General features: G+C 42.2%; 8 protein-coding genes and 1 pseudogene. All 9 read left to right on the top strand.

The window, feature by feature from the left end:
• Window positions 1-118 (top strand): annotated as a pseudogene (locus EAE90_RS13015) (IS630 family transposase); the annotation flags it as partial.
• 1,492 nt (window positions 119-1,610) lie between these two features.
• Window positions 1,611-2,819 carry an aspartate aminotransferase family protein gene (astC, locus tag EAE90_RS13010; protein WP_214053843.1) on the top strand — a complete coding sequence of 403 codons (1,209 nt, stop codon included), beginning with the start codon at window positions 1,611-1,613 and terminating at the stop codon, window positions 2,817-2,819.
• A gap of 24 nt (window positions 2,820-2,843) precedes the next feature.
• Window positions 2,844-3,872 (top strand): arginine N-succinyltransferase, encoded by a 1,029-nt coding sequence (astA, locus tag EAE90_RS13005; RefSeq protein WP_246550688.1) that lies wholly within the window; start codon window positions 2,844-2,846, stop codon window positions 3,870-3,872.
• Between the two features lie 2 nt (window positions 3,873-3,874).
• Complete coding sequence (gene astD, locus EAE90_RS13000) at window positions 3,875-5,350, top strand: succinylglutamate-semialdehyde dehydrogenase (protein ID WP_214053841.1); 1,476 nt, start codon at window positions 3,875-3,877, stop codon at window positions 5,348-5,350.
• A 44-nt stretch (window positions 5,351-5,394) separates the two neighbouring features.
• Entirely contained in the window at window positions 5,395-6,738 is a 1,344-nt protein-coding gene (gene astB, locus EAE90_RS12995; protein ID WP_214053840.1) for an N-succinylarginine dihydrolase, read from the top strand.
• A 12-nt stretch (window positions 6,739-6,750) separates the two neighbouring features.
• Window positions 6,751-7,728, top strand: a complete 978-nt coding sequence (gene astE / locus EAE90_RS12990) for a succinylglutamate desuccinylase (protein ID WP_214053839.1) — start codon at window positions 6,751-6,753, stop codon at window positions 7,726-7,728.
• Window positions 7,729-7,834: 106 nt separating this feature from the next.
• Entirely contained in the window at window positions 7,835-9,289 is a 1,455-nt protein-coding gene (locus EAE90_RS12985) for an amino acid permease (RefSeq protein ID WP_214053838.1), read from the top strand.
• 971 nt (window positions 9,290-10,260) lie between these two features.
• A complete protein-coding gene (locus EAE90_RS12980; protein ID WP_214053837.1) occupies window positions 10,261-11,145 on the top strand; it encodes an LPD16 domain-containing protein in 885 nt (294 codons plus the stop codon).
• Window positions 11,146-11,157: 12 nt separating this feature from the next.
• On the top strand, window positions 11,158-12,312 hold the full coding sequence (locus EAE90_RS12975) for a cysteine desulfurase family protein (protein WP_214053836.1): 1,155 nt from the start codon (window positions 11,158-11,160) through the stop codon (window positions 12,310-12,312).
• Window positions 12,313-12,358 lie beyond the last annotated feature (46 nt).

The raw sequence follows: 12,358 nt of genomic DNA, 5'->3' as shown, positions 1-12,358 counted from the left end.
CTTGTTCAGGCAGGCAATACATCACTTTTTTACGGAAATATTACCGGAACTTGCCGGGAGTCTGTCACGCCGTATTAATGACAATTTTCAGATTCTGAATCCTGCATCTTCAAGTTAAGTGGGTATATATCCTAATCGATTCAGTCAATTCAGTGTTTTTAATAAGTGATCAAATTAATTTTAATTTGTACTGATCTTTTTTCTATTTACGTTAACAATATTATCTTAATTCTATTAAAATAGTTCCTAATAAATTTTTTTCAACTTAATCTTATGTTTTGTATAATTTGGTGCATTGAATGATTTTGTAAATATTGAATAGGTCACATTTTGGATTAATATCATGTCGATTATTTAGAATAGATAGATAATTTTCATAATATTTTCCAAAATAAAATTTTCTATAATTAAATGTTTTATATTTAAAAATATTTAATGTTTTTAAATAATCTCAATTTGATATTAATATAAAGAAAATAAAATATAGCGTGATTTAATATTTATACATAATAAATACAAATAACGATTTCACTTTTAACAATGAAGTTCAGCGTTTGCCAATGAAAATTGCAGAAAATTAAATGAGATTATTCAATAAATAGGAAAAAGTGAGATTTATTATTTAGAGTGATAAATTGATGATAAAGATTATATCTGTTGTTTCAATCGTAAAGCAGTACCGTATATCAATTCTTTATCAGGTCAGTAAAGTAATTAATTTAAGCTCTGAATAGGGCGTTGGTAATCAGTTGTGATGGAAATGTTTTATAATTCTAATATATTAAAATATAATGAATTGTTTGGCACTGGTATGATGATTTGGGATAAATGGTTTTCTCGAATTTTTCCTGTGTAAAAACAAGATTAAGTAAAGTGATAATCGCTATTGAATAGTTTTCACTTGAAAAGGCTCTACTTGTTTCTCTAATCTAAGTAAATCATTGAGCTAGGGGACAATAAAGTCAATTTGTTACAAATAATCTCAATAGGCAGGGGTATTGTTATTGTCTGAAATTTAAGTGCATTCAGGTATAGTCAATTTTCTTAACTGGATAGTTAATTTTATATTAAGTTATTGTCAGATTGTTCACCTCTTTTGTTGTTTTGGGTTGTCGGTTTACTCTGGTTTTTAAAAGTTAAATTACGTCAAATTTTATTTTACATTTAAGTAAATAAATTTCTAGCGTTATTAATGAATAATTATTTATTTATTCGTTTCATCTATATGCAGCTGATTTAATTTATGCACTTTTTATTCGCTTTTTATTCATTAAAGGTGCATAAACTATGCATAAAAATACTTTTTGGAATTTTGAACGAGATCAAAAAGTGTTTTTTTTGTGTATAACTTGTGTTGACTTTGTTAAGGGTGGACAACAGTATCTGTCTAGTGGCTGTGCTGCCATTTTTGGGGAATGGTCATGGGATCAATAAGAATAATATTAAATAGATCCTGTAATTCTATTATTTTTAAGGATTTTTAGGTTTCAGTTTGGTAAACCTTTTTCTCGGCATACATTAATAAGTTGTGTCAGTGTGAGACGAAAAATGATGCGGGGCATATTACTTTCTCTCGTCCGTGTACTCTCTATTTTAAGGGGAAATGATCTATGTTAGAAAATATCCAAAGAAGTTGGTTTGATCACTATATGGTTCCTTGTTTCTCTCCTGCCAAGTTCATACCTGTTCGGGCCAAAGGTTCAAAAGTATGGGATCAGGATGGCAAGGAATATATCGATTTTTCAGGTGGAATTGCTGTTAATTCATTAGGGCATGCACATCCTGAATTAAAGGATGAATTAATTTCTCAGATTGAGAAAATATGGCATATAGGTAATGGTTATACTAATGAACCTGTCCTAAAGTTAGCAAAAAGACTTGTGGAAAGTACTTTTGCTGATAAAGCATTTTTCTGTAATTCAGGGGCGGAAGCTAACGAAGCAGCATTAAAGTTAGCCAGAAAGTATGCCTCTGATAAATATGGAAAAAATAAGAGTGAGATTATTTCATTTAAAGACTCTTTTCATGGGAGAACATTATTTACCGTTACAGTAGGTGGGCAGCCAAAATATTCACAAGATTATGCCCCCCTTCCGCAAGGAATTACCCATCTTCCTTATAATGATTTATCGGCAATTAGAGAACACATTTCTGAAAATACCTGTGCGGTTATTGTCGAACCTATTATCGGTGAGGCCGGTGTTATTCCCGCAGATCCTGCGTTCTTGCAGGAATTACGTACTTTGTGTGATCGTTTTCAAGCGTTGCTTATTTTTGATGAAGTTCAAACTGGGGTAGGTCGTACAGGATACCTTTATGCTTATCAGGAATATGGTATCGAACCTGATATTCTTACCAGTGCTAAAGGTCTCGGCGGCGGTTTTCCTATCGGCGCTATGTTAACAAAACAGCATATTGCAGAGGTTTTTCAACCTGGCACGCACGGTACCACGTTTGGCGGTAATCCTCTGGCGACAGCAGTTGCTAATAAGGTGCTTTCCATTGTTAATCAGGCGGAACTGCTCACCGGCGTTTTGCAACGTCATGATTACTTCATGGATAAATTATCGAAACTGAATCAGCGTCACCAAATATTCAGTTGTTTGCGGGGTAAAGGGCTGCTTTTAGGCGCTGAATTGGATAAGACTTGGCAGGGTAAGGCGAAGCAATTAACTAATTTGGCCGCAGAGGAGGGGTTAATTGCCTTGATCGCGGGTCCAGATGTATTGCGCTTTGCGCCGGCATTGAATATCGACTTTGCTGATATCGATGAAGGTCTGGTTCGTCTTGAAAGCGCCATCATGCGGTTTGTAGGTTAGTGGTAAGTTGAAGGTGACGTTATGATGCTTTTCCGAGCTGTCCGGCATAGTGACTTAAATGGGGTTCAGTCTTTATCTCAACGCGCGGGTATAGGTTTGACATCTTTTCCCAATAACCTGGAGCAATTACGCTCACGTATTGCGCGTAGCGTTGACACTTTTGATGGAAAGCTGACCAGATCTCAACAGGGATTCCTTTTTGTGCTGGAAGATACCAGTGTGAATCGGGTGGCGGGTGTCAGTGCCATCGAAGTGGCGGTTGGGTTGGAGGAGCCGTTTTATAACTTTCGGGTACAAAAAACCATTCGCTCATCACGTGAATTAGGGATTTATAAGTCTATTGAAGCGTTAACTTTGGAACAAGATCAGACCGGTAACAGTGAATTGTGTACCTTGTTCCTCGATCCAGAATATCAGAAGGGAAAAAATGGAACATTTCTCTCCAAAGCTCGTTTTCTTTTTATCGCCGCATTTAGGGATATTTTTTCTAAAATTATATTCGCTGAAATGCGGGGGGTTGCAGATGAGCAAGGAAATTCCCCTTTCTGGAATTCATTGGGACAACATTTTTTTGGCATTCCTTTTTCCCAGGCAGATTATTTAACCGGTATTGGATCGAAAACTTTTATTGCGGAGCTCATGCCGCTCCACCCTATTTATATATCCTTATTATCGGCTGAAGCGCAGAAGGTGATAGGGCAGGTCCATGAAAAGACCGTACCTGCCCGGGCGATTCTTGAAAAAGAAGGTCTTGCCTATCAAGGCCATATCGATATTTTTGATGGCGGCGCTTTATTACAGGCTGAGATTGATCGGATACGCGCGGTAAAAGAGAGTCGTCTCGTTTCGATTCGTGAAGCCGCATCAGTGACCAGAGATGATGGTGCTCCTTGCATCGTAGCCAATCAGCAGTTTAGTGAGTTTCGAGCGCTTTTATTGAATGTGGCGTGTGACAGTAATGAACTGTTTTTAACAACCGCAGAGATGGATGCACTTCAAGTAAGCGATGGGGAGCAGGTGCGATTGGTTAGTCTCTTTCCAAAGGAGAATTAAACATGAATTATAAAGCACATTACATTGGGGGAAGATGGATTGAGGGGCAGGGTGAGTCAATAACTAAATTTTCCCCAATAGATCAACAGATTCTGTGGCAAGCTAACAGTGCTGATGCTTCTCAAGTCAGAGCCGCTTGTCATGCTGCCCGTGAGGCGTTTTATGCCTGGTCGCATTTGCCCGCCAGTGAGCGGATTAAGGTCGTTCAGACGTTTGCGGCTTTGCTGAATGAGGAGAAAGAGACGCTTGCTCGGATTATCAGTCAGGAAACCAGTAAACCGTTATGGGAAACTCGGACTGAAATACAATCCATGATAGGTAAAGCGGCTATTTCTATCGAAGCGTGGGAACAGCGTACCGGTGAATCAGAAACGATTATGCCAGACGGCCGTGCCTTACTGCGTCACCGTCCTCACGGCGTAATGGCGGTTTTTGGTCCATATAACTTTCCCGGACATTTGCCTAATGGCCATATTATTCCTGCGTTTATTGCAGGTAATACGCTGGTGTTTAAACCGAGTGAATTGACGCCGATAACCGCAGAAGAGACGGTGAAACTATGGGAAAAAGCCGGTTTGCCCGCCGGTGTACTCAATCTGGTTCAGGGAGCGCGCAGTACCGGGACCGCATTGCTGGAGGATAAGCAGATTGATGGCGTACTGTTCACGGGGAGTGCCAATACGGGCTTTCACTTTCACCGTGTGCTTGGCGGTCAGCCAGAGAAGATGTTGGCGCTTGAAATGGGGGGAAACAATGCATTGATCGTTGATGCTTGCGACGATATTGATGCTGCTGTTTACACCATTGTGCAGTCAGCGTTTATCTCCGCCGGCCAACGTTGCACCTGTGCCCGCAGATTGTTGGTCAAAAATGGCGTGCATGGAGATGCGGTGATTAAGCGTTTGGTGGAGGTGACAGAGCGGATCGTACCATCTCATTGGGATGCCCAACCTCAACCGTTCATCGGTGGAGTCATTTCTTTACAGGCTGTGCAAAATCTATTGGAGGCCCAAGATCGGCTGCAAAAACTGGGAGGCATCTCTTTGGTCTCGCTGGAGCAATGTCAGCCGCAATCAACGTTTCTGACTCCAGGAATTATTGATGTTAGCCAAGTCGCTGATGTTCCTGATGAAGAGTATTTCGGGCCGCTGCTCATGCTTATGCGCTATGACACATTTGATGAAGCGCTGGCAATTGCCAATAACACCCGATTCGGCTTGGCTACCGGTTTAATTTCGCCGGATGCTTCCTTGTTCCAACGCCTGTCAGAAGAGGCCAGAGCGGGCATTGTGAACTGGAATAAGCCGTTAACTGGGGCTTCCAGTAAAGCGCCTTTCGGTGGCATTGGCGCGTCAGGAAACCACCGACCTAGTGCTTATTATGCGGCCGATTACTGTGCCTGGCCGATGGCATCTCTGGTTGCCGACGAACTTGTTTTACCTGAAACGCTTGCACCGGGGATTTACTTCCCTGATTAACCGTTTAACGGGAAAGGTTTTCAACTTATTTTTCAGGGGGATTTATGGTTGGTTTTGAAGCAAATTTTGATGGGTTAGTCGGCCTGACCCATCATTATGCGGGGCTTTCTGTAGGGAATAAGGCTTCGATTAATAATAAAGATAGCGTATCTAACCCGCGTAAAGCCGCGCTGCAAGGTGTGATGAAAATGAAAGCGCTGGCTGATGCGGGCTTTATTCAGGGAGTGCTTCCTCCGCAACAACGCCCTAATATCCCTGCCTTACGTAATTTAGGTTTTGTCGGCAGTGATGAGCAGATACTGCATAAAGCAGCCAAGTATTCTCCGGTGTTATTATCAAAACTGAGTTCTGCTTCATCAATGTGGACAGCAAATGCGGCAACCGTGTCGCCTTCGGCGGATAGCGCTGATCAGCGAGTTCATTTCACGGTAGCAAATTTAAATAACAAATTGCACCGTTCGCTGGAAGTAGAAACCACAGCCGCCGCATTAAAAGCTACGTTTGCTGATCAAAATTATTTTGTCCATCATCACGCGCTTCCACAACATGGAGATTTTGGTGATGAAGGAGCGGCAAACCATAATCGCCTTGGCGGTGATTATGATACTCCGGGCGTACAGGTGTTTGTTTATGGCCGTAGTGCATTTCGCGGCGGCCCGGTGCCTAAACGTTATCCTGCGCGGCAAACATTGGAAGCCAGCGAAGCGATTGCGCGGTTGCATCAGCTTAATCCGGCGCAAACCGTTTTTGTTCAGCAAAACCCGGTTGCCATTGATAGTGGTGTTTTCCATAACGATGTGATTGCGGTCAGTAACCGAAATGTCCTTTTTCATCACCAATATGCTTATCTTAATCAATCTCAGGCACTGGCCGAAATTAAGCAGAAACTGGCGGTATTGGGACAGGATTTTGTCTCAATTGAGGTGCTGTCTGAGCAGATCAGCATTAAAGATGCGGTTGATTCTTATCTCTTTAATAGTCAGTTACTGAGTAAAACCGATGGAAAAATGGTGATTGTTGTTCCTGAAGAGTGCCGTCAACACGCTGCCGTTTGGACCTGTTTACAGTCACTGATTACGCAAGCTTCTTCACCGATTAATGAAGTCCGCGTTTTTAATCTGCGGGAAAGTATGCGCAATGGCGGCGGCCCGGCCTGCTTGCGTCTGAGGGTGGTACTAAACGATGCTGAATTTCGTGCTGTTAATCCTGCAACATTGCTGAATACGCTGCTCTACGAGCGCCTGATCAAATGGATAGAGCGCCATTATCGTGATGAATTGTGTGCCAGTGATCTGGCTGATCCCCAATTACTTCGTGAAGTTTATACCGCTCTGGATGAGCTCACGCAGATTCTGAATTTAGGATCAATCTATGAATTTCAGCGCTAAATTGGAGCAGATATGGATCTGTTAACGTTATTGCTCGAAAAAAAACTTGCCGACCACCTGACATTTCCAGAAACCATGAATGCGCATTGGTTGGCAGAAGGGGTACTGCAACTGATTCCCCATGAAAGGGGAAATCGGTCGCTGGTGATTTCTGCCGGTATTCACGGTAATGAAACTGCGCCCATTGAAATATTGATCCAGTTACTCGCTCAGTTGGCGGATGGCACATTAACGCTAAAAAATAACTTGTTGATCATCTTCGGTAATTTGCCTGCAATGCGTGCGAATCGACGTTATTTACATCATGATTTGAATCGCATGTTCGGTGGTCGTTACCTGGGTTTTCCGTTGGGAAATGAGCGATCACGTGCGGCTGAACTTGAAGATGTTGTGAATCGTTTTTTTGCTGAACCTTCGGTGTCGTCGACAAATATTCGCTGGCATATTGATCTACATACCGCTATCCGCGCTTCTCACCATGAGCAATTCGCCTTGCTGCCTGCCAAGAGCACGTCCTTTTCTGCTGAGTTTATGCAATGGTTGCATGACAGCGATATTGATGCGCTGGTTTACCATCGAGAGAAAACCGGGACTTTCAGCCACTTTCTGAGTGAAAAGTTTGGGGCGGATAGCTGTACGATGGAGATGGGTAAAGCACTGCCTTTTGGGGAAAATGATTTAACCAGATTTCAAAAAATTACGGATGCTCTTTATGGTTTAATCTCTTTATCGCAAATAACAGCACGCATTAAATCTGAACTGAAACATTATCAGGTAATTGATTCTATTATTAAGAGTGATAATAGTTTTCAACTTCATATACCCACAGACACCCTGAATTTTACTGAATTGCCAGAAGGATTTGAAATTGCCAGCCAACATGATCGTCATTGGAAAATTAAATTTCCGGCGAAGTTTATTTTATTTCCTAATGCTGAGGTTGCTAATGGATTACGAGCAGGATTGTTACTTGCTTTAAATAAAAAATAATTAAATAAATAAGGCATTATTCCATTTTTTTCCTGAAGCCGTGGTAACTTCTTATTGAGAAAGATTTAGCAGTCAACTGCTGATTTAATGACGGACGGGTACAATCATGATAAAAAATAATAAAACTCAACAAAACCTTTCGGCAGAGAAATTTGCTGATACACAAACGCTTCATAGAGGGCTAAGTGCGCGTCATATTCAATTGATTTCCATTGGTGGTGCTATTGGCACAGGTTTATTTATGGGATCAGGAAAAACCATTGCCGTATCGGGTACATCGATCATTATTACCTATGCGATTGTTGGTTTTTTTGTCTATATGGTAATGCGGGCAATGGGAGAATTGCTCCTGACTAAACTGAATTATCGTTCTTTTGCTGATTTCGTATCCGATTATTTAGGTACCAAAGCCAGTTTTTTTCTCGGTTGGACTTACTGGATGAGTTGGATTGTCTCTTGTATTGCTGATGTTGTTGTGTGTGGCGGGTACATTCAATATTGGTTTCCCGGCGTCTCTCTTTGGGTGCCGGCATTTTTAACACTAGGCTTACTGGGTACTTGTAATCTGCTTTCTGTCCGCTTATTTGGCGAAGCTGAATTCTGGTTCGCTATGATTAAAGTCGTTGCGATTTTAGCGTTGATTATTATTGGTGTTGGTATGGTGATGGTAGGTTGGCAATCACCGGATGGTATGATCGCTTCTGTGAATAATTTAACTGATCCATCGGTATTTCTACCAAATGGTATTTTTGGTTTTTTTGCTGGTTTCCAAATAGCGATTTTTTCTTTTACCGGTGTTGAGTTAGTTGGCACGATGACGGCAGAAACCAAAGATCCGGAAAAGATATTGCCGAAAGCCATTAATAATATCCCGATAAGAATTATTATTTTCTATATTTTCTCTATGTTGAGCATTATTGCGGTCACTTCCTGGGGGCGAATTTCAGCGGAAGTCAGCCCTTTTGTGACGCTATTTGCCTTGGCTGGTCTGCCTGCCGCCGCCGCAGTGGTGAATTTTGTTGCATTAACGTCGGCAATGTCCTCTGCTAATAGTGGATTATATGCTTGTACACGTATGCTTTATGGTTTATCAACGGAAAAGAATGCCCACCGGAAATTTAAAATTCTTTCTCGCAATACCGCGATTCCTGTACATAGTCTGATATTTTCTTGTTTCTGTATGGTGGTCGGTACGTCACTTTTATTTATCGTACCGAATGTCATGCAGCTATTTACTATTGTATCAACCGTTGCTTCGATTATGGTGATTTATAGCTGGTGTGTGATTCTGATTGCCTATTTGGTTTATCGTAAGAATTATCCTGATGTGCATAAACGTTCAATCTTTAAGATGCCTTTAGGGGTGTTAATGACTTGGATAACCCTGACTTTTTTCATTTTTACCATAGTGGTAATGGTTTTTGACCCGGATACATTGGTCGCACTTTGTGGTACGCCTTTATGGTTTATTTTGTTAAGTATTTTATGGCGCGTAAAAAAGAGGAATGAGGCACAGGAAGAACAACGTTATCAGATATCACAAGAGAATTTTCGTTCGTAGGTAGGAATGAAGAAATAACGGATTGAAACAGAGAGAAAAATGGTTTCAATGGTGATCTCATATTAGCTGAAACGGCTCATTTGATTGCATGATATTCAACGGATACCAAACAATTACCTCAGATGATAATCAAATCGTTTAGCGGGCAGGGGGTTGCCTTTGCGGATATTTTAGTCAAAGTTGAGTTATTTCTTTTGACCTATTTCCGATTGAGAATTTGTTAAGCCAATTGGTTTACACCTGCCGAGTGTTTAACCCTTTCAGTGTCAAATAGGCTTCCATGCGACGTGCATTATTTTTAGCATTGGATATTCATCGCCTCGGTGCTTTATATTAAATTTTCAATTAAATTTATTGATGATTTATTTTATTTTTCATCAAATTTTTTAATTTATTTTGAATTCTTCACCGATAATGTTCGATAGATAGGCTGGACGCCTGTCATAAAAAACATCACGCAAAATGATGTCAATAATTAACGTAAGGCAACAGCATGGCGTGGCTTAAATATGAGCATAATAATAGGTTTGTAAAATGTAATTGTTTAGATATAGTTGGCTGTTATTATTGATTTTATTCTGGTGCATAGACTTCTGGCTGAAATAGAATTGATGGGAATCATGATATCGGCAGCATTGATATTTGGCTATTCAATGACCGTTTTAGTCAATGCTTTTGGTCTCTCTACAGCAAGGATATACAACATTAATCTGGACTATTAGTGTATATAAAATAGTACAGGATATAGATTTATAATTAATATTATTAATTGTTGTATGATAGATTGTATGTAAATATATAATCTATTATCAATTGTCAGTCGATAATTGATAACTGTTGTGTGGGAGGATGTTCATAGTGAGTGAAATTCAGCTTTCCACCAGGAAAGTTGAAATGAGTTATACAGTTTCCATAACTATAATACAGCCTTTAAATTTCTTATAAAATCAATAATATAAATATAGGCGCATATGCAGCAAATTAACATCTCAAACAGCCATCGTCTGGTTAAATCCGAGGCTGAGCTACTCGATCTTATTCTCGCCGAAGTCACTAATACTCCACATTCGGATCTTGTCATTATGGCAGGGCATTTCATGCTCTTCCTTGACGAAGACCAGGGACGCCTCGTACCGGGGGTTATTGAAGAAAATAGTTCGCCCATGCGAGAGAAAATTGAGCGACGCGTAGGAATCTTTCCAGGATATACTTGGGAACTTGGCGTTCGAATCGCAGAGCAGCTTGATCCCCAGTTCGAAGCGATTAAATTTCTGTTGCTTATCAACGATTGGCAATATGTTTCGCGCGATAATGGGCCTGCATCCGAATTAAGACGTATCTTCTACGAACAATTCTCCGCGCTTCCGGCCTCATACCAATCTGTCTTGGAGCGCAGCGGACAATTCTCTGAACAAAACATGCTTGCAAGCCGCAAGCACCCTATTGCCTACCCGGAAACTTGGCTGAAATATCGGTTCCAGAAAAGCGCCGATAAGTTGGTCAAAGCGGGGCTTTTAAATCGCCGTGTTCTCGACAACGGTCCTGATGCCGGAACTGAAATTTCTCTTGTGGACGAAAACGGCGACTATCGGCCTCTTATTACCTGTGGTGTTACCGGATGTGCGGGAGAGATCACGGAGATGATCTCCGAGGTCTACAACGCGCAACATCGCCTTCTGGTGATTTTTGCCCCCGGCGAATGTTTCCAACCGGTCAAAACGGGAGTAAGTACCGCTCTCTCTCTGTATGGGCTTTCGGGCATGAAGGTAATTGTTGCAGATCCAGGTGGAAGCGGAGAGATGCAGCAGCAAGAAATCTACTCGAAGCTCGTTAACGTTGCCGTCTTCACTTCCTGATGGGGAGTCGTTATGAATGCCAATGAAAACCCGGCTGGCACAATCTATCTGGATCATTGTGCCACGACACCATGTTTTCCAGAGGTCGTCGACATCATGCGATTCTATATGGAACATGAATTCGGCAATCCTTCTTCTGCCCATGTGATGGGGCGTCGTGCCCGGCATGCGATTGATAACGCAGCCCAACAAGTTGCGTCTCTCATCGGTGCTCGCCCAGAGGAGATCGTCTTCACATCGGGCGCTACAGAAGCCAACAACATCGCTCTTTTTTCGAGTTTTGCTCACAACGAATGCGCTCCTGCGGGGGCGCTACTTTGCCCCATCGACCACAAATCTGTGTTGCTCGTCGGTAAAGAGTTGGCTCGTCGGGGGCTTGCTGTCGAGTATCTTCCGGTTGCCGCCAATGGTCGGGTACAACCGGAAGATATCATGACTAGACTGACCGCCGACACCCGTATCGTCAGCGTTGCCCATGTGAATTCCGAACTAGGCACCGTTCAGCCGGTGGATGAAATCGCCGCGATCACACGACAGTCAGGTGCTTGGCTACATGTGGATGCCGTCCAGTCTGTCGGCAAAATTCCCATGAACGTCAAGAAAGCAGGAATTGATATGCTTTCGTTTTCTGCCCACAAAATGCGGGGACCGAAAGGGATTGGCGCGCTCTTCGTCGATGCACGTATTGCGGCGCGTTTGAGGCCCTTCATCTATGGCGGCGGTCAGAATTATTTGCGTAGCGGCACTTTGCCAACGCCGTTGATTGTAGGATTTGGCTTTGCATGCCAGATGGTTCAGTCAGCCCTCATGCAACGTCAAGCAAAAGTCACTGCATTGAGAGACTATTTCATCACTCGTCTGCATCAAAGAGTGCCGGACGCGGTGTTGAATACCGATCTCTCTTGCAGTTCTCCATACATCGTGAACGTTCAGTTCAAAGGTATCGCTTCGGAGGCGCTAATATCCGGGTTGCATCAGGTGGCTATATCGTCCGGTTCAGCCTGCAACTCCGCGGAACTACAGCCTTCGCACGTGCTCACAGGCATTGGTTTGAGCTCGGCTCAGGCTAATGCGTCGGTTCGGTTCTGTTTTGATCCGGATCTCGATAATGCGATACTGGACACCGCAATTGAACACTTCGTCTTCCGATTAAATTCTATTCGCTAGGAGCATTATCTATGACTATGCAAACTTCCTCCGCAAGCCCTGGCTC

It is taken from the genome of Photorhabdus caribbeanensis (assembly GCF_018448885.1).
In the GTDB taxonomy this organism is placed as follows: domain Bacteria; phylum Pseudomonadota; class Gammaproteobacteria; order Enterobacterales; family Enterobacteriaceae; genus Photorhabdus; species Photorhabdus caribbeanensis.
This window is presented reverse-complemented; position numbering and strand designations above follow the sequence as displayed.